Consider the following 23,260-nt stretch of genomic DNA (forward strand, 5'->3'; position numbering starts at 1 on the left):
ATTATTGGAAATTAATTTTAGAAGTAATGCTGCCGATGAGTTTACTGGTTATCAGTGGTGGCGTCTGGCGACGTTATTTAACCGCAGACCAGGTGCGCGCAATCCGTAGCCACATTGCGACCATCACCATCAATTTGTTTGCCCCCGCCTTGCTGTTTGCCGCCGCTGCCAGCGCCCACATCACCACCGAACTGCTTTCTGTGCCCGCCTTATTAGCCACAGGCATATTGCTAGGCGGCGGATTGCTCTACCTTTTACTATTCCGCACCCCACTTGGCGCGAACCTGAGCAAGCAAACTAAAACAGGCTTGTTACTGTGCGGTACATTTGGCAACGTGCTGTTTATGGGTTACCCACTGCTGCATTTTTTGTTTGGTGACGAAGGCGCACGCTATGCCGCATTTGCCGACATGGGTGCAGCAACACCACTGCTCTGGAGTCTGGGAGTATGGATGGCGATACGGCTAGGCGGTAGCAATGTTCGTATCAGCAATCCCATTAAAACCTGGCTGATGTTGCCACCAGTCTGGTCATTTCTGCTCGGCGCCAGTTTAAGCTTGACGCCTGTGGATACCACACCCCTCATCCACGCTGCGCGCTTTATTGGACAGCCGACTGTCCCAGTGATGCTGTTGATGCTAGGGTTAACCATTCCCTGGCGCAAGCTGGTACCAAACTCAGCCGTACTCACCGTTTCACTATTCAAACTATTACTTTTGCCATTGATGACCTGGCTCATTGCCCGCTATTACTTCGGCAGCCTGCGTGAAGCGCAAATTGGCGCGGTCATAGAATCCAGCGTCCCTACTATGTTAATGGCACTGGGTTTGGCTGACAAATATCAGCTCGACGTTGAAGCTGTCGCACTCACTATCGCCTGGAGTACCGTACTCTTCCTAATCAGCCTGCCATTATGGTTATGGGTGCTGATTTAACGGTGGTTGTGTACAATTGAAAAATAATTTTTAAGGAAATGCCATGAGCCTCATCATTCAACCCAACAGCACACCCAGCGCCCCGATAGAAAAACGCGTCACCCTCAAAACCAAAGAAGGCCAAATGGTCAGCGCCGATTTCACGCTTCAGGATGAAAATGGCCGTCAAAGCGCAGCCGAATACATGCGCCATCTTTATACCTCCATCAAGGAAAAGCTGGGTGAGGTTGTTATTGCTCAGCTAGGAGATAATGCAGACCCGTTTAATGTGGCTGAACTCAAAAAACAAATCCTGTACATTGCCGCATTCCATGACTCCATGTTCGGCACCTTTAATCGCACCAGCGAAATCCCGGAACAGGAACGTACAGATTTTATTGAAATCTTCCTGCTCGCCATCGCCACCGTCATCCCAGGCCGCAACATCATGGTCGATTTGAGCAAAAACACACTCAGCGACGGCGCAGGATTAAACTAATGCACATCCACATACTCGGCATCTGCGGCACATTCATGGGTGGCATAGCGGCGATAGCCCGTGCCGCAGGACATAAAGTCACGGGCTGCGATGCCAATGTTTACCCGCCGATGTCCGACCAGTTACGTGCACTAGATATAGATTTAATAGAAGGTTTTGACGTGGGCCAGCTGGCACTCAAGCCTGACGTATTCGTCATCGGCAATGTCGTGACACGCGGCAATGCGCTGATGGAAGCTATACTGAATCAGAACCTGCCCTACATTTCAGGCCCGCAATGGCTGGCTGAAAACGTACTGCATGATAAATGGGTACTGGCTGTTGCAGGCACCCACGGCAAAACCACCACTACCTCGATGCTGGCGTGGATACTAGAAGATGCCGGCTTAAACCCCGGATTTCTGGTGGGCGGCATCCCGCAGAATTTTGGTATTTCAGCGCGCTTAACTGATTTACCGTTCTTCGTAATCGAAGCCGACGAATACGACACCGCTTTTTTCGACAAGCGCTCAAAATTCGTCCACTACCATCCGCGCACCGCCATACTCAACAATCTGGAATATGACCACGCTGATATTTTCCCTGATTTACACGCCATAGAAACCCAGTTTCATCACCTCGTGCGCACCATACCATCACAAGGACTGGTCATTGCCAATGGCACCGAAGACAGCCTCAAACGCGTCATCGCCCGCGGTTGCTGGACGCCGGTTGAATGGCTAGGCAGCCAGGATGGCTGGAGCGCACAGGGCGGCGAATCCTCTTTCAGCGTACATTTCAATGGTGTAAAACAGGGCGACGTAAACTGGTCTTTAATGGGCGCACACAACGTGCATAACGCACTCGCTGCCATTGCTGCCGCACGCCATGCGGGAGTATCTACTGCAGTAGCTTGCGAGGCCCTAGGCAAATTTGAAAACGTCAAACGCCGCATGGAAATTCGCGGTGTAGTCAACAGCATCACCGTTTATGACGACTTTGCTCATCACCCAACCGCTATTACCACCACACTGGCCGGGCTGCGTAACAAAGTTGGCGATGCCCGCATCATTGCAGTGCTCGAACCTCGATCCAACACCATGAAGCAAGGCGCAATGAAAGACGCCCTGGCTGGCAGCCTCACTAGCGCCGATCTGGTTTTCTGCTACGCCGCCAATCTGGACTGGGATGTTGCCGCCGCGCTTGCGCCATTAGGTAAACGTGTACAGGTATATCACGACATGGAGCAACTCGTTACCGCCATCGTCAATGCTGCGCTCCCGCATGACCACATACTGATCATGAGTAATGGCGGTTTTGGTGGCATACACCAACAACTGTTGAATCGATTAAATTAACTCACACTTCTTCATAGATAAATTAGTAAATTTAAGATAAAGTTATCCTTATTTGTTGCGATATAAAACATCATGAAGCTTTCCGCATCTCTACTAGAAAAATATAACCAGCCCGGACCACGTTATACGTCGTATCCGACCGCACCCTATTTTGCAGAATCATTTGGTGCCACAGACTGGTCAGTAGAATTGCAACAAACCCAAGGCAGCGGGCGGGATTTGTCACTATACGTCCATATTCCCTTCTGCGACACGCTCTGTTACTACTGTGGTTGCAACATGGTTGCAACTCGGAATTACACCAAAGCAACCGAATATCTGGTTTATTTATTCCAGGAAATTACTCGCATCGCCGAGATAACCGCGCCTGATCGCAAAGTCCGTCAGATACACTGGGGCGGCGGCACACCTACTTATTTACATCCTGATGATATCAGCCGCTTAATAGCGCATATTCGTGCACACTTCAACATTGCAGAAGGTGCCGAAATCGGTTGCGAAATTGACCCGCGCGAACTCACCCATGAGCATGTACAAGCCTTGGCAGATAGCGGATTCAATCGTGTCAGTCTGGGCGTGCAAGACCTTAACCTCACCGTACAACAAGCCGTCAATCGCATACAGTCTGTCGAACTGATACATGAAGTTTATGGCTGGATGCGTGATGCAGGCATCCCCAGTATCAACATGGATTTAATGGTGGGTTTGCCGCATCAGACTGTGGCCAGTTTTGACGATACATTAACTCAGATTATTGCCATGTCACCCGACAGGCTGGCCGTCTTTAATTATGCCCACGTACCATGGCTAAAAAAGCACCAGACCCTGATACAGGAATCCGACTTGCCAGATTTGCCTACGCGCATTGCGCTGCAGCAATTGTTACTGGATAGACTAGGACTCGCAGGTTATGTTTATATCGGCATGGATCACTACGCAAAACCCGATGACGAGTTGGTAAAAGCCCAGCAACAGCAAACTTTGTATCGCAACTTCCAGGGCTATACTACCCATAAAGACTGCGACATTTATGCATTTGGTGTTTCCGCCATTAGCCAGACAGATGAAGTTTATGTGCAAAATGCCAAAAATCTGGCCGAATACCAACAGCGCATAGCCCAGGGTGGCTTAGCCACTGAGCGTGGCATACGCATCAGCTATGAAGACAGATTACGGCGCGATGCGATTACCAAACTGATGTGTGATTTGACGCTGGATAAATCGCAGTTTGAGCAGCAATGGAACATCACCTTTGATGTGCACTTTGCCGATGCACTGGCAACACTTGCTGACATGCAAACAGATGGCCTCATCACTCTCACACCCAACACCTTACAAGTGACAGAAAGCGGCCGCTTATTTTTGCGCAACATCGCCATGTGTTTTGATGCGTATCTATCACAACCCGACAAGCTTACACCGCGCTATTCGCGCACACTTTAAGATCAGCCTGCATAGAACATAAGTATGTGCAAATATTTGCACATACTGCACTACAAAAAAATGCACCAAAGCCGCTAAATATAAGGCTATACTAGCTTTTCAAAGCAGCGTAGGAAAGCTGTGTTAAGGAACGCCAGAAGGGGGAAATAATGACAGTAGACATGAGTCAATTCTATGAAGTATTTTTTGATGAAGCAGCAGAGCTGTTAGCAGAAAAAGAACGCTTATTACTCAACATAGACGTATCCGCACCGGACACAGAAGACCTCAACGCAGTATTTCGCACGGCGCACTCGATCAAAGGTGGCGCATCGACATTCGGTTTTACCGACATGACAGAAATGACTCACGTGCTGGAATCCTTGCTTGATCGTATCCGCAAAAACGAAATCACCCTGACTGCCGAACACGTAGACGCGTTTCTGGCGGCTAAAGACGTACTTACCATGCTCATAGAAGGCCACCGCCACGGCGCGGCTATTGATCATGACCAGGTCAAAACTGTCAGCGACCGCCTCAACCGCCTGTCCGAGCTCGGCAATGCCGTTGCCAGTGCGCCGGCTGTGGCTGCACCGGTTGCAGCGCCTGTTGTTGATCTGACATTAGAGCTACCACTGGCCGAAGGCATGCACCGATACCACGTCAACCTGCCCGCCACCTCGCAGCGCGACATCGACACCCTCACCACCGAGCTTGCGCTCATGGGTGAAGTCACACACGCCACACTCGGTGATGGTGGCAGCCAGTTCACCCTCGTCACCGAAAACAGTGCCGACGACATCTTCGCCGTCTGTTCATTCGTGGTCGACATCGACACCCTCAAAATCACCGAAGCCAGCGCAGCTCCTGCAGCCGCAGCGGTTGTTGACGAAACACCCGCTAGCGCAGATGGTGATGATGAAATCAAAGTTGAAATCGAGCCCATGATAGAAGCTGCAACGCCCGTTGCTGCTCACGCAGCAGACGCTGCACCTATCCCTCAGCGTCGAGAGTCAGACAAAGCTGCCACCAACAGCAATGCCGAATCCAGCTCCATCCGTGTCAGCATAGAAAAAGTCGACCAGCTCATCAACCTCGTTGGCGAACTCGTTATCACCCAGGCCATGATAGACCAGCGCATCGCTGTACTTGACCCCATGGTTTATGAGAACCTGCTCAACAGCGTTAACCAGCTTGCCCGCAACACCCGTGATCTGCAGGAATCCGTCATGTCCATCCGCATGATGCCGATGGACTACGTCTTCTCCCGCTTCCCGCGCATGGTGCGTGACCTGGCTGCCAAGCTGGGTAAGAAGATAGACTTCATCACTCAGGGCGCAGCTACCGAACTCGACAAAGGCCTCATAGAACGCATCGTCGACCCGCTCAACCACCTCGTACGTAACAGTGTCGATCATGGTATTGAAACCCCGGAAGTGCGTCGTGAAGCAGGCAAATCGGAAACCGGTAAACTGACTCTGGCTGCATCGCATCAAGGCGGCAACATCGTCATCGAAGTTCGTGATGACGGCGCAGGGCTGAACCGTGAACGTATCCTGAAAAAAGCAGAACAACAAGGCATTCCCGTTTCTGACAACATGCCTGACGACGAAGTCTGGCAACTCATCTTCGCCCCGGGCTTCTCCACCGCCGAAGTGGTTACCGACGTCTCCGGACGCGGAGTGGGCATGGACGTTGTCAAACGCAACATCGCCGCCATGGGCGGCACAGTAGACATCCGTTCTACGCGTGGCAATGGCTCCACCATGCGCATCTCCCTGCCACTCACCCTCGCCATTCTTGACGGCATGTCCGTCAAGGTTGGTGAAGAAGTCTACATCGTGCCACTGGCCTACGTCATTGAATCCTTGCAGCCTGAAACAGTGGCATTGAAAGAAGTTGCAGGACAGGGACGACTGATCAAGGTACGTGAAGAATACCTGCCACTGATCTACCTGCACGAACAGTTCTCCATTGATACCCATTGCAACTCACCAGAAGACGGCATCGTCGTCATCCTGCTAGTTGACGGCAAGAAGGCTGCGCTGCTGGTAGACGGTCTGGTCGGGCAACAGCAAGTCGTGGTTAAGAATCTGGAATCCAACTTCCGCAAAGTGCCTGGTATTTCAGGTGCCACCATCTTGGGCGACGGTGGCGTATCGTTGATTTTGGATGTGGGCGCATTAATGCGTTCATTAGGTTAAGGGAAGACAGCATGCAAGAAAACACACTGGAAATAGACAAGACAGCCGTTGTGACACAGGAATTCCTCGCTTTTACCCTGGGTGATGAAGAATATGGCATCGACATCCTCAAGGTACAAGAACTGCGTGGCTATGAACCGCCAACTCGTATTGCCAATGTACCCAACTTTATCAAGGGCGTAATTAACCTGCGTGGCTTAATCATTCCTATTGTGGATATGCGCCTGAAGTTTGGGTTAGGTGATGCCAGCTATGAAGACACTACGGTGGTGGTGATACTCAACTTCCATGGTCGTATTGTAGGGATGGTGGTTGATAGCGTATCTGACGTTACTACCTTGGCACCGGATCAGATTCGCCCCGCACCGGCCATGACCAGTTCTCTGGATGAAGAGTATCTGATTGGTCTGGGGGCGTTGGATGAACGTATGCTCATCCTCATTGATATCGAAAAACTGATGGCCAGCGATGAAATGGGACTGGTGGATTGATCGCACTTACCTTCTGATTTAATTGCAAAAAAATTACATACCAACTAAATCCACATAAAGTACGAGGGACACAAAATGCTACAGAGCCTGAAAATTAAAAACCTGTTAATAGCCGCTATCATGCTACTTTCTGCCATATTAATCATAATTGGTGGCTTTGGTTTATATAACCAGTCCACCACCAATGATGCGCTAAAAAGTGTCTATGAAGATAGGACTGTATGTATTGGGCAACTCGATCTGGTGATCAGAGGATTAGCAAACACTCGCCTTGCCACTACTACTGCGTTATTAGAACCTACCGAGGCTAACATACAAAAACAATTGGCTAATATCGATGAGAAGGACGCCATGGTTGAAAAGGAATGGGCTGCATACACGTCGACCTATCTAACACCCGACGAACAAAAACTGGCTGACCAATTTACCATCGACCGAAAAAAATACCTTGAGGAGGGATTGCACCCTTTAGTGGCTGCCCTAAAAGACCCACATAAATTAGGTGACGCCATCAAAATCAATGGTGATATGCCCAACCTGTTTGAACCTTTACGGAAAGATGTTAATGCCTTAATTCAAATACAACTGGATGTGGCCAAAGCCCTGTATACCTCATCACAGCACAGCTACACCATGAGCAAATATTTTGCCATTAGCAGCATTGTATTAGGGGTACTCATGGCGGTGGGCTTTGGCATGTTTTTGATTCGTGCTATTTCAGTTCCGTTGGAAGAAGCAATACGCATCGCCAGTAGCGTAGCCAACGGCGACCTGTCACAAAAAGTTGAGATCAATTCGAGCAATGAGTTTGGTCAATTATTGCAAGCACTAAAGAAGATGACCACAAATCTGGTAGATATCGTCAGCGAAGTTCGCGTCGGCACGGAATCTATCGCCTCAGCCTCAGCACAAATCGCCGCAGGTAACCTGGACTTATCGAACCGCACAGAAGCGCAGGCAGGCTCACTGGAAGAAACCGCATCAGCGATGGAAGAACTGACCAGCACCGTCAAGCAAAACGCAGACAATGCACGCCAGGCCAACCAGTTAGCAGAAACCGCATCCCAAGTGGCCAGTAAGGGTGGTGCAGTGGTATCTGATGTGGTTAACACCATGAGCGAAATTAATGACTCAGCCCGCAAGATTGCTGACATCATCGGCGTCATTGATGGCATCGCCTTCCAGACCAACATTCTCGCACTGAATGCTGCAGTTGAAGCAGCGCGTGCAGGTGAACAAGGTCGTGGCTTTGCCGTGGTTGCAACTGAAGTTCGTAGTCTTGCCCAACGCAGTGCTGCAGCAGCAAAAGAAATCAAAGCGCTGATAGATGACTCAGTAGATAAAGTTGAACAAGGTAACAAACAAGCCGCCCAGGCCGGCAGCACCATGAACGAAGTCGTCAACAGCGTTCAGCGCGTCACCGACATCATGAGTGAGATCAGTGCCGCCAGCCGTGAGCAGAGCCAAGGCATAGAAGAAGTCAATCAAGCGATTACGCAGATGGATGAAACTACTCAGCAAAATGCTGCATTGGTAGAACAGGCAGCAGCGGCAGCTAAATCCTTGCAGGATCAGGCCGCTAATCTTGAGGGATTGGTAAATCAGTTTCAACTAAGCAACACCTCATCACATAGTCGCTTGGGTTCATCTCCTAAAAATATTACCCCACGCCCAGGTCAGCTACAACATCGTCACGGGCACCCACAACTGTCCGCAGCATCAACGCCATTCGATATTAATACCGCAATTGCCGCACACGGAGAATGGAAAAACAAACTGCGTACCGCCATCCTGCAAAAAACCGAAGTAGATGCTGCCACCTTATCAGCTGACAATTGCTGTGGCTTAGGCAAATGGTTATATGGCGAAGGCAAATCACAATTTGGTCGCTTACCTGAATTTGATAAGGTAGTATCAGCACACGCGCAATTCCACAAAGAAGCCGGAAAAGTCGCTTATATGATTAATGCTGAAGATTATGCAAAAGCAACCAAGGCACTGGATTCTGGTACTGCTTATGCAAAAGCATCCAATAATGTATCAACAGCAATCATGGCACTGCGCCGTTCGGCTGGTATTTAAAGCGAGATTTAACGCAAGGTGAACACAATGAAATCAGTCCAGCAAGAAATAGATGAGCGCACGAACCTGACGGGTAGCAACAAATTTGAGTTATTGCTATTTCAATTAGGTAAAGACGCAATCAGCGGTCGTTCCGAATTATTTGGCATTAACGTTTTTAAGATACGCGAGATCGTAGCCATGCCTGCGATTACGGCAGTAGCTGGTGCACCGCAGCATATGCTGGGGATAATCAACTTGCGTGGTCAAGTCATAACCGTCTATGACCTGCCCGCCATCGTTAATCGCGTCCCTGAAACCGGCTTGAATATCATGCTTGTCACCGAGTTCGCGCGTACTACACAAGCCTTTGCAGTCGAATCGGTTGAAGACATTGCGCGTCTGGACTGGGGTCAGGTTTTATCTGCTGAAGCCAACTGTGCAGATGGCATGGTCACCAGTATTGCCCGACTGGATGGTGATGTAGATAACTCACGACTGGTACAAGTGCTGGACGTAGAAACCATATTACGCAGACTCACCGGTGATGATGAAGATGCGGTTAATCCTGCGACCATAGGGCCACAAATCCAGCTTAAACCAGGCAAGATACTGCTGGCTGCGGACGACTCTGTAGTTGCGCGCTCTATGATAGAGCAGGGCTTGGCTGCGATGGGCATCCCTTTCGTGATGACCAAATCAGGTAAAGAAGCCTGGGATATGCTAGCTGCGATTGCCAAACAGGCGGAAGCTGAAGGGCATACGGTACAGGACAAAGTTGCGCTGGTGCTGACTGACTTGGAAATGCCGGAAATGGATGGCTTCACCCTGACCCGTAACATTAAACAAGACAAACGCTTCCGTAATATTCCTGTCGTGATTCATTCATCACTAACAGGCACTGCCAACGAAGACCATGTCAAGAATGTTGGGGCAGATGGTTATGTTGCCAAGTTCGTGGCAGAAGAGCTCGCTGCAACCATACGCGAAATACTGGCTAAATATAACTAATGCCACTGAATTTTCTTAACAATTAAAATCAAGTAAGGGACTAAGGAAATTACTATGCTAAACAATCTAACCATAAAAAATAAACTTATAGCTACAGTTGGCTACTTAGCCGTGTCAATGCTAATTATGGGGTACATGGGAGTCCATTTCCTGGGAGTGGCCAATGAATCCACTAAAGACATTTATGCAGACAAAGTCAATAAAATAGCAGCATTGGATAAAACCATACGGTTGATGAACAGAAATCAATCATTAATTGCGCAAACCATTATTGGAAAAATATCTACTTTTCCAGATGACAACGCAACCACCCAACGTCGGATTACAGAGATATCAGATACCATAGCTGCGGTATCTACACTGCAAGACGATTTGTTAGCTCGCACATGGTCGACCTCCGAACAATCCACGCTAGAAGAACTCAAAGCAGCGCGTAAAAAGTATGGCTCCGAAGGTGTTGGGCCTGCCCTTGCGGCACTCAAAGTCGCTGATTACCAGCAAGCAATGGAGATTTTACAAGGCCCATTGCATGATAACTTTATCAAGCTAGCAGAATCATTCGATACATTGTCACAGTCACAACTTGCCGCGACAAAGCTAACTTATGAGCAAGGGCAATCTCGCTTTCACATGGTGCAAATATTTACCGCATTGCTCATGCTGGGAGGACTCATTATCTCCAGCCTGCTTGCCTGGTGGTTAATCCATTCCATAACACGCCCTTTAGGCCTTGCAGTTACTGCCGCTGAGCGTATAGCTGCTGGAGACTTAAGCCAGGACATCCCGGTAACATCCAATGATGAACTTGGCGAATTAATGCAAGCTATGCAAACTATGCAGTCCGGTTTAAATGAAATCGTCACCCATGTGCGACAAGGAACGGAAACTATTGCGTCAGCTGCCCAGGAAATTGCTGTTGGCAACACTGATTTATCTAATCGTACTGAATCACAAGCCCATTCACTTACTATGACCGCTACTGAAACAGCGCAAATGGCCAAAATGGTAGAAGAGACCACCGAACACGCGCATCACGCACAAAAAGTGGCTGCAACGACACGTGACATGTGTGAATCTGGTGGTGAAACCATGGCTAAAGTGGTCAGCACCATGAGTGAGATCAGCTCTAGTTCACGGAAGATAGTTGATATTATTAGTGTGATTGAAGGCATCGCTTTTCAAACCAATATCCTCGCATTGAATGCTGCCGTCGAAGCAGCTCGTGCGGGTGAACAGGGGCGTGGTTTCGCTGTAGTAGCGGGTGAAGTTCGCAGCCTTGCACAACGTAGTGCCGCAGCTGCTAAAGAGATCAAAACATTGATTACTGAATCAGTACATAAAGTCAAAGACGGCACACAGTTAGTTGAAGAAGCTGGCGACAATATGGATGAAATCTTGACAGTGGTAGGCATGTTTACCGATCTGTTGGATTCGATTTATGAAGCGTCTACACAGCAAAATTCAGGCATCAGCACCATCAATCGTTCAGTTTCAGAAATGGATGAAACCACGCAACAGAATGCAGCATTGGTCGAACAAGCTGCTGCCGCAGCACAAAGCCTGCAAGATCAGGCTCAAGCGCTGGAGCAAACCGTAGGTGAATTCAAACTTGCGGCGTATTCCGGATCACAAGCACCAGCAAAGAAAATTCAGCGTCAAGCACCAGCTGAATCGACCGAGCATCAGCAACAACACGATGAAATCGAAAGTGTTGGAGAAGAGTGGCAGGAATTTTAATAAATGTATGGCTTAGTTGGTTTGTATCATCAAGTTTTAGTGTGTGCATGTTACATTACTAAAACTTGATGAAGTGTAAGGGATATGAAGAATGGCAGATAAAAACCTCAAATTTTTAGTCGTGGATGATTTTTCCACGATGCGTCGCATCGTGCGTAATTTATTGAAGGAGTTAGGCTACGCCAACGTTGAAGAAGCTGAAGATGGTGCACAAGGTTTGCAAATGCTTAAAAGTGCAAAGTTTGATTTCGTAGTGTCGGACTGGAATATGCCTAACATGGATGGCTTGCAGATGCTGCAAGCAATTCGTGCCGACCCTGCTTTATCCAGTCTGCCTGTCCTAATGGTGACGGCTGAAGCCAAAAAAGAAAATATTATTGCCGCGGCTCAAGCGGGTGCAAATGGCTATGTGGTCAAGCCGTTTACTGCTGCTACGCTAGACGAAAAACTGAGCAAAATTTTTGAAAAATTAGGCATGTAAATTGAGGGGGAAATATGGAAAATAATCATAATAACGAGGCGACACCATCAGATCATGACGAATTATTATCTAAAGTAGGGCAGCTCACACGGACATTACATGACAATCTACGTGCTTTAGGTTTTGACAAATCGATACAAAATGCAGCACAAGAAATTCCTGATGTACGCGAGCGTCTTAACTATGTAGCCAAAATGACGGAGCAGGCAGCGCAACGTGTTCTCAATGCAACCGACACAGCGTTGCCGTTACAAGACAACATTGCAAGTACAGCCAGCGATATGGCAAGTAACTGGCGCAATTTGATTGCACAACCATTCGATGCAAGTGCGTATCAAGCCATTAGTGAAACCACTGCCCTCTCCTTTGAGAATATGGCAACTGATGCAAACGCCAGCAAACAGCAACTAATGGACATCATGATGGCTCAGGATTTTCAGGATTTAACCGGCCAAGTTATCCGTAAAGTCATGGAATTAGCTCACCACGTTGAAACTCAGCTAGTACAACTACTCGTTGACCACGCCCCGGAAGAAATCCGCCGTGAAGTCAATTCCGGCTTACTAAATGGCCCAGTAATTAATCCTGAAACATCTGGCGAGATAGTCGAAAGCCAAATGCAAGTGGATGACTTGCTGGATAGTTTGGGCTTCTAAAGTACGACTTGGCATTAACAACATAATTGAAAAACCGATCTGGATTCCCGATTCACACAGGGGAATCCAGCATTCAAAAAACTGTTTAACACCACTAACAGATATCAAACAGGCTTACATACCGCATAAACATTGTTACCATTATCAACATAATTCGTAGTAGGTGCGATTGCACCTACCGCAGGATTAGTGCTGGTACCAGTATTCAGTTCACCACGAACCTGCCCAGTCATCGCATTACCATCATCTAATTGACTATCAATAGCTTGGGCAATTTTAGCAGGCAGGTTAGAACTGCATAACACTAACCCCGTCAATCCCAGCGCACCTGATCCTTGCACACCACTCACACCAGACACTGCATTTTGTGGTGGCGTAAAATCACTGGTAGAGCCTGCAATCAAGCCTGACAATCGTAAATGCTGCCAGAAATACCCTGACTCAGCACCACTAGTATCGTTATAGTTACCAGAAATTTGCCCATTACCGTTACCGCTTAACGTGGCTGGACTGGTCCAGCGTGCAGCTGCGCCCGCATCATCGCCAGGAATAGCGCGATAGCGCTCCTGATAACTATGAAATGCGGTGGTTATGCCAGTTATATCATTCGTAACATTACGAATCTTTGCCTGAGTAATGAGCTCTTGTCCTTTAAATACGCCACCAAGCAGCAGGCCGACAATAACCAATACGATAGCCAGCTCTATCAGCGTAAATCCTTGTTGTGCTTTATTCATTATTCCCCCTGTTATTTTCTAAAAGTTTCATATTCATACTGTATAAATTATGGAATATCTTCTGGCGCCACCCCCTTATTGATTACATAGGTTTTAGTGCGAATACCGATATCTGACAGTGCGGCTGTATAAACATGAGTATCGTCGATGAAAAAACCATCAAACCCTTCATATTGCCATGCATAATCATCATCAACTTCCTGAGTCACCCTGATTGATGCGGGTGTTAAGCTCAATACACTTAGCCCACCTGGCGCACCCTGCGCTGAATTCCCGCCGAAGACTGACGCACCGGCTTTGAGCCGTGCGATCACCGCTGTCGTACCAGACACAATAATATTAGACTCACGAACAATACCGTCTGCCAGAGCTTGTTGTGCGGTAATGTGCCCCTGATTATCGATCAACCAGGCTATGCCACCACCACTGCGTCGCCCAGACTGAACACCCATACCCGCATCACTGCTCGCCACAATTAAAAAACGAGCAATCTTGGGCACATAAGTAACGCTATAGTGGTAATACAATTGATGATGCTGCAACAAACTCCCGCGATTGGTAAAAGTGCGTGTCTCGGGGTCATATAGGGAAAAATACAAATCCGCATACATTTGATGCGGCACAAATTTTTGCCAAACCAGACAGGCTTTATTCGCTGAACCCGCAATTTGCGGCCACCAGGCTCGCCCTGACGCCACGCGAATTTTCTTACTTACAGTGCCATTTGCGGCGACATTGCTGACATAAACCTGATCACCCGTACCTAAATTATCAACACCATCATCATCGATCCAGTCATTTGCCCAGAATACGACACAACTATTACCCACTGTTGCAACATGCCCTGAGTGACCGCCATCAAAAATAACTTTTGCCGCAGCATAAGGATTCCCCTTGAACGGAAAATCAGCCACATAAATCAACTGTGCGACTTCATGCTTGACCCGATCTGGATTTCCATCTTCCCAGGTCACACATACTCGGTTACCCGCGGCATTAATTGCCGAACTCACAGGTTCTTGCGCCTCTGGTGCAGCTATCCACCTTGTCGCACTACCTGCTGTTAAATTGGGAGACCTTGCATGTACTTGCGCATAATAAATATCATGTTCCCAGTCACCCTTGGGCGGAATACCATCACTGGCAAAAACTGCCAGATAGTTGCCATTCGTCATCCGCAAAAAATTCAGCCCATGCTGGTAACTGCGCAAATCAACACGCCCATCATCTGCCGCTAATGCAGGTTGAAAAACCAGTACCAGCAATATCATCCAAAATCTCTTCATCTAAAACACTCCTGCATTAACCATCTGCCCATACAACACGTTAGGTGATAACCATGTCATCACATCATCATACGCGCCTGTGCTTGCCACAGATGTGGTGAGCGGATGATTAACAAAAATGGCATTGCTATCCTGATTGGCGCTTTCATCCGCACTTCTGGCGGTAGCAAATTGCCCTATGCTATAGATGACTACGGGTGGTGCATTAATCCCTGATGAACTGAGTGCCGTCGCACTGCCACAACTGCTACTGGTTGTACCTGCAATGCTGGCACAAATTTGCAACTCGGATTGCAAGGTAGACAGCCCTGCATTTTTAATCCCGTCACTTGTGGTAAAAGCAAAACCAGAAGATTTAGCCACCGCATAACGCAGACGATTGCCCCAAGCATCAAGCACGTAGCCTTGCGCATCTAACTGACTTAAACCCAAACTCACAGCTGGCACATAACCATCATACGGATTAGTGCATACACCACCAGAAGCGGGGCTTTCCATGCCACTACTGGTGCTACTCGCTGGACATGGCAATCGTCCATTACGCACAGCAAAACCTAATAACGCATCTTGCACAAGCTGCAAACTCTGCTCGGTATCACGCCATTGCTTATGTTCAATTTGCGCGTTCAACGGTACCAACACCCCACCTAATGCCAGCGTAACTATAACCAGCACCAGTGCGAGCTCCACCAGACTGAATCCCAAATGCCTATCCACATTGCACCTGCATAACTTGGCCACGCGTTACGTTTGCCTGGCAATAACGTAGCCGTAGCTGCACACTACCCAAAGTCGCATCAACGCTATATGGCACCGCATCCAGCGCTGTAAACCATAGGTTTTGTGCCCATGCACTGCTCGCCAAGGCTAAAGTGGCATAAGGAATAAAGCCTGACAACAGCCCTGACTGCATCTCGCCCGTCGCATTGCCAGCATAGGGATAAACATGATGGCTAGTGTCATATTGCTGTATAGCCACGGCGAATTGTTGTAAGGCATGCTTTTCTACCTGCTTGAATAAGTGTATTTGGCTAATCGCGCGTACATGATCATTAAAGCCGCTATCGTCAATTTGTCTAGACTCATAATGTGTATCACCATCAGCATTACTGCCATCCAGATATTGACTGACATTATTTTGCTGTGCACCATCACGCGCTTGCGGTGTTATGACAGCATTGGGCGCAAAGACAATCGCAACTTGTTGTGCGTTGGCATTGATTAGCAACTGGCCTGTAGTCAGCGCACTATTAACGATATTACCTGACGCATCACGCACATCAGGTGACAAGGCATACCACAACCTTTCACCAGCATCATCGCGGACATCACTCAAACCCAACGTGCGCCAAGGCAATCGTCCGATATAACTCGGACACTGCACGCCCGTTAATAATTCGGCAACACCGTCATTATTAGTGTCCGGACACGGCAAGCTCCCCGCACGATTTAGGTCAGCCACCGCCCTACCAATCAGCGCTGACTGTGCCATGTTTAATGCCTGTTGTGTGCGGATATTTCGATGATGAGTCGCCAAGTTGCTATACAACCACAGCACGCCAACCAAACTTATCACTATGGTTAGTGACAGCAATACTGCGCCACGCTGAGGTTTATTGCTGTGAATCTGGCGCATCATGATCATCCAGTTGTGGCGGCTGCCACGGTGAAATATTGTCAACAGGGGCAAGCATTTCCTGCTCGTAATTTTCTGATACTTTATGCTGCTTGACATCATAGTACTGCCCAACCTTCAGACTAGGCACGCCGACTTGTTTCAGTAATTTTATGTCCTGCCGCCCATCCACTTCTCGTGACTGCCCATTGACCCACTGCGTATCCACACCGTCGCTACGCTTAACATAACCCTGATAAGCTATTGCGCCAATACTCTGCTTGACGCCATGCGTTTTCTTCACTGCCCGTTGCTGTGACGTATAAAACAATCGACCAGGGAAGTCTGCCGCCATCACCTGCGCACTGATTAACATCAACAGCATCACCCTAATCATGACAGCTCCAATACCTGCCAGACAAACGCACAGTCCACCACTATAGGTGCATCATCTTGTTCATGAGTTAAATCACAACTACGCACGCTGAACAATCCAGACCCACCAGACTCCAATTTTGCTAACACATCCGCCAGCACGCCCTCATGCGCCACTTCACCGTGCCAGTGCACAGGTGTTTCCATCAGTACGCGATTCGCTATACGTTGTTCAGGCTGACTTGGGTTTTTCGCCAAAATATCAAATTCAGCATGTTGTACACCCGCAATAGCAGACAAGGTATTCAGTTGCCGATACCAAGTCACACGCGCATCCTTTCCGATAAAACTAGCATTAACCAGTAGCTGATAGTCAATACGATGTAGATTCCACCATGTCATATCACGTTGCATTTGCATGCGCTGTTGCCTAACCACAGCCAACTCATTTTTTCGATTATCAACAGCATGCTGTAATTGCATATACCTATGCCCATGCCAACCCACACCCGCCGCAACCACAACAATTAAACCCGCCAACAGCCATTTCATCAGCCACCTCGCAGATTGATTTGCAGACTGAATTTCGCATCAGCAAACGCCATCCCGCCATGCATCACTACATGTGGATCAGCATTAACTGGAACATGCTGCAACTGCACGGCCTTAACATGCGTTTCGCTACGCAAGCCGGTCACAAACGCTTCAACATAAGTCATGGCAATATCACTATTAGCCATGGGAACTACGCCATCCACACCCAATACACCGCTTGAACGCCATAGCACATGCTGTATTTTTAACTGGGGATAGCGCACCAGCAGCTTGCTCAACCAACTCAGCTCTGCCATTGGCTCGGGCGTACTGCGAATCTGCTGTGCCAGGCTCACAGCCGCTTTTTTATCCGCAATGTCCACGGATGCAACTATGGGTAAACGCGTATCAGTCAGCATCTGTAATTGCTGCATGAGCTGCTGATTTCGTTGATACAAATACCCAGCCACACATAACCCCAACATGGTGACAACCAGTGCAATCATCACCAACCAGCGTTGCAGACGCACTCGTTGATATGTTTGCAACACTGCCCCAGATGCAAAATTTAATACGGCTGGATAACGCGCCAGCATAGCAAGGTAATCATTGGTTTGCGGTATCCAGCGCAGTTGTGGAAGTTCCGCAGGTACAGTAAGCCCTGCCGGGTAATACACAGGCAATACCGCCGATGAGGCCAACAACTGTTGATGAATCAAATATTGCTGAGTATTGCCAATCTCATGAACGAGATCCAGTTCATGATTAAGCAGGCGAGTAAACAACAATTGCCCATTTGCAATAAAACTCAGCCGCACACCAGCCGTGTCTTGCAATATCCATAACGCAGTAGCTTGTTTATCCTGTTCACGAGCCAGCAGTTGCACCAATATTGCAGTGCTGGTCATAGTTATAATTTGTGTATGCTGTAGCGCCTGCAAATATTCAAGCAACCAATCATTTGACTGTATTGCTGCAAATAAATACACATCGTCGCGTCGCCCATCTTTGATTCGCATCTGCCAACTCACTGCAGCATAAGTCTGATTTACCAACAAAGTCTGTACGTGCCGTTGCAACATCAAACGCCGTGCACGCCTGATAACATGTGGTAACTGCCGAATCTGGTAAACATCATCGACACTATCAACTACCAGGCGAACGACAGTATCAGCAGGTATCTGCTCCAGCAGATTGGCCGCAGTTAATGCATCTGTCACACCGATCAGCACATCCATATCACGACAATGCCGCATAACCCGCACACCTCGCGCACTCAGATAAACCAGATAGCTCATAGCCGAACCGTCCCCAACACGTCATACAATGGCAACAACACCATACCAATGATAATGGCCAACACAGCCCCAAGCAGCAAAGTCAAGGCTGGTTCCAGCAGTGTTAGCAATCGGTTTATCGCCTCACGCACATCGCGCTGATAAAAATAACTGACCTCCAGCAACGCCCCATCTAATGCCCCTGTAGTTTCACCAACACGCAACATGCTTAGCACTAAAGCTGGAAATATTTGCTCATGCATAAATGCCGCACTTAAACGTTCACCATTAACAATTGAATCACGTGACCGTCTTATGCTCATTGCCAACACTCGGTTCTGCACCAAATCAGCACTAAGCGCCAAGCCATCAAAAATGGGAACGCCAGACCGGTACATCAGCGCAAAAATGTTTGCAAACCGTGCCAGATCAATTTTTTTCAATATTTCTCCGACTAGCGGCAAACGTAGTTTCCAGCTATCGCACCAAAATCGAAAACGCGTTTGGTGATGATGCAACACCAATAAACTACCCACACTTAACCCTGTCCCTACCAATATTAACCACCAATCAGCCCGAATCAGCTTCGACAATTCCAGCATTATCAACGTGCTCATTGGAACTGCCATATTCATGCCATGCATTAGCTGTACAATCTGCGGAACCAGAAACAATAGCAACATCACCATCACACCGCCTACCATCAGCAATACTAGTGACGGATAGAGCAAGATACGCTGTGTTTGTACGCGCAATTCATCCTGTTGTTTCAAACTGTCCGTCAAGTGTGCCAACACGGCTACGAGCGCGCCTGCAGTCTCACCTACCCGAATCAGATTAACGATTAACGCGCCAAAATTTTTTGGCTGTTTCGCCATAGCCTCTGACAGCGCACTGCCCGATTCCAAATCTACCAGCAGCGTTGCCACGACCTCCCGCATGACAGGATGAGAAACGCTGTCACGTAAGTCTCGCAGGCCATCCAAGAGCGCCACGCCAGCCCGACTAACGTGGGTCAAATGGACAAATAAAGTAATTAATTCATGACGAGTAAGAATCCGGTGAGTACGTGGATGAACAGTACTCGCGGTAATCAAATCCAACCCCATCGCTGCCAAGCGTTGCGTTAAATCGGCTTCATGTGCCGCGGCTAGTACACCACGCTGACGACGACCTTGCTGATTAATCGCAAAATAACGGAAATAGCTCATTATTACCGCCTCGATAAATCCACAACTCGCTGCACTTCATCCAGACTGGCGTGCCCTGCCAGCACACAAGCTACAGCTTCATCAGCCAGACTGCGCAGTCCATGACGTTTAGCGTAGGCATGCAATTCACTCGCATCTACCTGACGCGCAATCAAATCGTCCAGTTCGTCATCCACCAGAATAACTTCCATGAGCAAGCGCCGCCCACGATATCCCCGACGGGCACATTGTGCACATCCAGCGGCTCGATAATGCATCTGTTCAGAGCCAGCCACACCCATCAGTGCCAGTTCATGCGAACTTAACGTAACGGCAATCTTGCACGCAGGGCAAAGTTGCCGCACCAAGCGTTGCGCAATGATGCCGTTAATATTACCGACCATAATGTCTGTCGCCACACCTATATCGCGCAGGCGGGCATACACGCCCAATGCCGAATTACTATGCACGGTAGTAAATACCCTGTGTCCTGTCATCGCTGCGCGAAATGCCATTTGCGCGGTATCAGTATCACGCACTTCACCCACCAGAATAATGTCTGGATCCTGACGCATAATGGCGCGTATGCCGTTACTAAAATCCAGTTTTACTGCATCATTCAGCGATGTTTGACGGATCCGATCCTGTGGATATTCAACGGGATCTTCCAATGTCATGATATTCACCTGCTCAGTATTGAGATGATTCAGCAATGAATAGAGGGTGGTCGTTTTACCTGAGCCCGTCGGTCCAGTCACCATTACCAAGCCTGCTGGTCGTGCTAACATGGCATCCAGCGATTGCTGTTGTACCGACGACAATTGTAATTCCGCCAACGGAATAATCGCACGCTCTCTATCCAGAATACGCAGCACGATATTTTCACCTTGCATGATAGGTAACACGGAAGCACGAAAATCTATGGGGCGACCTTGAACCGTCAGCGTAAATCGCCCGTCTTGCGGCGCTCTACTTTCTGCGATATTCATCCCGGCAATGACTTTCAACCGCACAGCCATTGCCGCCCAATAACGCTGATGCAATGCGCGAATTTGCACCAACACACCATCTATGCGATAACGGATACGCACAAAATGTGCTTCCGGTTCAAAATGTATATCTGACGCACCTTGTTTCACTGCATCAACCAGAATCGCATCAATTAAACGTACTATGGGATGCGCGTAGCTATCCCCAACCGTATGCACCCCTGTGCCCGATTCAATTTCGTCGAGTATTCCGCCGATTGCCAACTCAAACCCATAATATTTATCTATCGCTTCCAGCAGTTGTGTTTCACTTGCCAGCACCACTTCGATGCGTGTCGCCACGCACAATGTCCGTAACTGATCTAGCGCAAGAATATTGTGCACATCACTCATCGCCACCGTTAATACCCCATGCTCATTAGCCAGGGGTAATAAGGTATAGCGTCGCGCTAATGCCAGTGGTACGCATTGCAACGCAGTGACATCCACGAGCACCTGCGTTAAGTCAACACTCACATGCCCTGCATGATTCGCCTCATAATCACGCACCAAAGCTGCACTGACAAAGCCTAATTTGATACATTGTTTAGACAATGTATACCCTGTGCGCTTTTGTTCCGCGTGAGCAATCTGTAATTGATCAGCCGTAACAACACCTTCAGCCAACCATAATCCGGCTAAATCACGCATTAACCTGCTCTGTCAGCCGATGGCAAATATTGCTTAAAAGATTTTAATTCGCCACTATCCAGCGACGGCGTAGTAATCACGGTAGGGCGCAAAAAAATGACTAATTCAGTCTGTTGTATATTGCGTTCATGCTGCCCAAATAACGGACCCACATCATCAGAACGTGACAAGCCGGGAATGCCATCACGCGCACGACTGCTATCATCTTGCATCAACCCGCCCAGTATCACTGTTTGCCCACTGCCTACCTGCAATACCGACTCCATTTCACGCACTTGTATGACCGGAATTTTATTAGTCAGCGGTGCGACGATACTAGGATTTGGGTCTACCGCGTCCCCAACCTTGCGTGAAATAGTCGGCCGCACATTCAACATCACCATGCCGTTGTCAGCAACTTGGGGCGTCAGACTCATTACCAAACCTACAGGCACGGTTTGCGGCGTTGTGGTGTAGGTAGTAACTGGCGCACTATTATTGGAACTCACCGTATCAGCCTTGATATTGAAATACACCAAGTTATCTACGACTTTAAGCAGCGCAGTTTGATTATTGATCGCCATGAGTTTAGGGCTGGATAACACACGCAGACTGCCAAATGACTCGAGTAAATTAAGTGTGGCGCTATATTTTTGATCTTGAAAACCGCCACTGAAAAAGGGGGTAAGCGTATTCGCTAAATTGCTGCCAGCATTGGCATTAGTGCTAAAAAACCAGCCAGCACCACCGCTGGCGACAACGCGCTGCCAGTCTATCCCCATTTTGTATTGATCTTTGAGACTGACTTCGACGATAGTCGCCTCAATCAGCACCTGACGCTGGCTTGCTACATTTACCAGCCGCAAATAATCCTGCACCAGACGCTGTTGCCGTTCTGTGCCGACTACACTGACTGACCCTGTAACAGGATTCACCACCACATCATGCCTGGCAAGGTTTTCGGCTTGCGGTGAGTTAATCTGGTTACCAAACACCTCTTTATACAAACCGGGTGCCGCTGCACCCGCTCGTGCTACTGCCTGCGCCTGAAGCAGACGCTCACTACGGGCAGTATTTTCAGCATTAACCCGCTGCTGCTTATCTTCTTGCCGCTGACTTGCCAGACGTGTTGCGATCAACATGGATCGCAAGTTATCCTCCAGGACTTCCCAGAAATTATTATTAGACTTGCTAGCCACTGTCGTCGCCGAGCTATTACCCGTCGCATCACCACCCTCTTTAACCACGCCGCTACCCGTACTCGCAATTTTCGCTGCCACACCTATGCTGGAATCAGTATTTCGCGATAGATTTACATAATTAACATGATAAGTTTCAAGATATGGCGTGTCAGACAAAATAGATAGCGTATTACCCTCCATGCGATAGCGAATATTTACTTGCCGTGCCACACGCGCGAGTATCGCATCAAACGGCTCATTCACCGCATTCAACGTTACATTACCGGTGATACCAGGATGAATATCAATATTGCGATTAGTATCTCGCGCCAAAGCGAACAGCAATTCTTTGACTGGAACATCATGCACCACCACCGTGTAAGTCAATGGCTTAGCCTCAGGAACGACTGGAATTGGTGCAGATACTGGTGGCACCACCGCAACAGTGACTGGCGGTAGCGTGATAGATGCCTGTATGTGACCGGGCGACTGCTTAATCGTATTCGGCGGCACACATGCCGACAACAGCAACGTAAACGACAACCACGCCCACCCCCTCTGAAATAACAGACCCACAGCCATCCCCCTGAATGA

General features: G+C 48.5%; 21 protein-coding genes. 11 read left to right on the forward strand and 10 right to left on the reverse strand.

From position 1 onward, the window contains the following. Nucleotides 1-35 precede the first annotated feature (35 nt). The 11 genes from SFSGTM_RS14680 to cheZ all read left to right on the forward strand — a co-directional run bounded on the left by SFSGTM_RS14680 (nt 36) and on the right by cheZ (nt 12,813). Nucleotides 36-935 (forward strand): AEC family transporter, encoded by a 900-nt coding sequence (locus SFSGTM_RS14680; RefSeq protein ID WP_162085809.1) that lies wholly within the window; start codon nt 36-38, stop codon nt 933-935. A gap of 43 nt (nt 936-978) precedes the next feature. Next, on the forward strand, nt 979-1,413 hold the full coding sequence (locus tag SFSGTM_RS14685; protein ID WP_162085810.1) for a hypothetical protein: 435 nt from the start codon (nt 979-981) through the stop codon (nt 1,411-1,413). Beyond that, nucleotides 1,413-2,750 carry a UDP-N-acetylmuramate:L-alanyl-gamma-D-glutamyl-meso-diaminopimelate ligase gene (gene mpl / locus SFSGTM_RS14690; protein WP_162085811.1) on the forward strand — a complete coding sequence of 446 codons (1,338 nt, stop codon included), beginning with the start codon at nt 1,413-1,415 and terminating at the stop codon, nt 2,748-2,750. Before SFSGTM_RS14685 ends, mpl begins: the two co-directional genes overlap by 1 nt. A gap of 72 nt (nt 2,751-2,822) precedes the next feature. Beyond that, nucleotides 2,823-4,193, forward strand: a complete 1,371-nt coding sequence (hemN, locus tag SFSGTM_RS14695; RefSeq protein ID WP_162085812.1) for an oxygen-independent coproporphyrinogen III oxidase — start codon at nt 2,823-2,825, stop codon at nt 4,191-4,193. A 149-nt stretch (nt 4,194-4,342) separates the two neighbouring features. After that, nucleotides 4,343-6,376: a chemotaxis protein CheA gene (gene cheA, locus SFSGTM_RS14700; protein ID WP_162085037.1), complete on the forward strand. Its 2,034-nt coding sequence runs from the start codon at nt 4,343-4,345 to the stop codon at nt 6,374-6,376. An 11-nt stretch (nt 6,377-6,387) separates the two neighbouring features. Continuing rightward, entirely contained in the window at nt 6,388-6,867 is a 480-nt protein-coding gene (locus SFSGTM_RS14705) for a chemotaxis protein CheW (protein ID WP_162085036.1), read from the forward strand. Nucleotides 6,868-6,942: 75 nt separating this feature from the next. Continuing rightward, entirely contained in the window at nt 6,943-8,949 is a 2,007-nt protein-coding gene (locus SFSGTM_RS17230; protein WP_162085813.1) for a methyl-accepting chemotaxis protein, read from the forward strand. A 27-nt stretch (nt 8,950-8,976) separates the two neighbouring features. Beyond that, a complete protein-coding gene (locus SFSGTM_RS14715; protein WP_162085032.1) occupies nt 8,977-9,939 on the forward strand; it encodes a chemotaxis protein in 963 nt (320 codons plus the stop codon). Between the two features lie 54 nt (nt 9,940-9,993). Further along, nucleotides 9,994-11,676 (forward strand): methyl-accepting chemotaxis protein, encoded by a 1,683-nt coding sequence (locus SFSGTM_RS14720; RefSeq protein ID WP_162085814.1) that lies wholly within the window; start codon nt 9,994-9,996, stop codon nt 11,674-11,676. A 91-nt stretch (nt 11,677-11,767) separates the two neighbouring features. Further along, a complete protein-coding gene (gene cheY / locus SFSGTM_RS14725; RefSeq protein ID WP_162085815.1) occupies nt 11,768-12,157 on the forward strand; it encodes a chemotaxis response regulator CheY in 390 nt (129 codons plus the stop codon). A gap of 14 nt (nt 12,158-12,171) precedes the next feature. After that, nucleotides 12,172-12,813 carry a protein phosphatase CheZ gene (gene cheZ, locus SFSGTM_RS14730; protein ID WP_162085816.1) on the forward strand — a complete coding sequence of 214 codons (642 nt, stop codon included), beginning with the start codon at nt 12,172-12,174 and terminating at the stop codon, nt 12,811-12,813. A 104-nt stretch (nt 12,814-12,917) separates the two neighbouring features. Here cheZ and SFSGTM_RS14735 read toward each other — a convergent pair whose 3' ends face one another. The 10 genes from SFSGTM_RS14735 to SFSGTM_RS14780 are packed head-to-tail and all read right to left on the reverse strand — an operon-like array spanning nt 12,918 to nt 23,242. Then, a complete protein-coding gene (locus tag SFSGTM_RS14735; protein WP_162085817.1) occupies nt 12,918-13,550 on the reverse strand; it encodes a type II secretion system protein in 633 nt (210 codons plus the stop codon). A 47-nt stretch (nt 13,551-13,597) separates the two neighbouring features. Next, a complete protein-coding gene (locus SFSGTM_RS14740; RefSeq protein WP_162085818.1) occupies nt 13,598-14,836 on the reverse strand; it encodes a hypothetical protein in 1,239 nt (412 codons plus the stop codon). After that, the gene (locus SFSGTM_RS14745) at nt 14,837-15,553 is read right to left on the reverse strand and encodes a type II secretion system protein (RefSeq protein ID WP_162085819.1); all 717 of its coding nucleotides are present in this window, start codon (nt 15,551-15,553) and stop codon (nt 14,837-14,839) included. Then, entirely contained in the window at nt 15,546-16,475 is a 930-nt protein-coding gene (locus SFSGTM_RS14750) for a type IV pilus modification PilV family protein (RefSeq protein WP_162085820.1), read from the reverse strand. Before SFSGTM_RS14750 ends, SFSGTM_RS14745 begins: the two co-directional genes overlap by 8 nt. Continuing rightward, entirely contained in the window at nt 16,450-16,848 is a 399-nt protein-coding gene (locus SFSGTM_RS14755; RefSeq protein ID WP_162085821.1) for a hypothetical protein, read from the reverse strand. Before SFSGTM_RS14755 ends, SFSGTM_RS14750 begins: the two co-directional genes overlap by 26 nt. Further along, complete coding sequence (locus tag SFSGTM_RS14760; RefSeq protein ID WP_162085822.1) at nt 16,845-17,378, reverse strand: hypothetical protein; 534 nt, start codon at nt 17,376-17,378, stop codon at nt 16,845-16,847. The genes SFSGTM_RS14755 and SFSGTM_RS14760 overlap by 4 nt, the downstream gene beginning before the upstream one ends. Then, the gene (locus tag SFSGTM_RS14765; protein WP_162085823.1) at nt 17,378-18,658 is read right to left on the reverse strand and encodes a hypothetical protein; all 1,281 of its coding nucleotides are present in this window, start codon (nt 18,656-18,658) and stop codon (nt 17,378-17,380) included. Before SFSGTM_RS14765 ends, SFSGTM_RS14760 begins: the two co-directional genes overlap by 1 nt. After that, nucleotides 18,655-19,848 (reverse strand): type II secretion system F family protein, encoded by a 1,194-nt coding sequence (locus SFSGTM_RS14770; RefSeq protein WP_162085824.1) that lies wholly within the window; start codon nt 19,846-19,848, stop codon nt 18,655-18,657. Before SFSGTM_RS14770 ends, SFSGTM_RS14765 begins: the two co-directional genes overlap by 4 nt. Nucleotides 19,849-19,850: 2 nt before the next feature. Continuing rightward, nucleotides 19,851-21,506 carry a GspE/PulE family protein gene (locus tag SFSGTM_RS14775; RefSeq protein WP_162085825.1) on the reverse strand — a complete coding sequence of 552 codons (1,656 nt, stop codon included), beginning with the start codon at nt 21,504-21,506 and terminating at the stop codon, nt 19,851-19,853. Then, nucleotides 21,506-23,242: a secretin GspD/PilQ domain-containing protein gene (locus SFSGTM_RS14780; RefSeq protein WP_232525994.1), complete on the reverse strand. Its 1,737-nt coding sequence runs from the start codon at nt 23,240-23,242 to the stop codon at nt 21,506-21,508. Before SFSGTM_RS14780 ends, SFSGTM_RS14775 begins: the two co-directional genes overlap by 1 nt. Between the last annotated feature and the right edge of the window lie 18 nt (nt 23,243-23,260).

Source organism: Sulfuriferula nivalis (assembly GCF_009937995.1).
Taxonomy (GTDB): Bacteria; Pseudomonadota; Gammaproteobacteria; order Burkholderiales; family Sulfuriferulaceae; genus Sulfuriferula; species Sulfuriferula nivalis.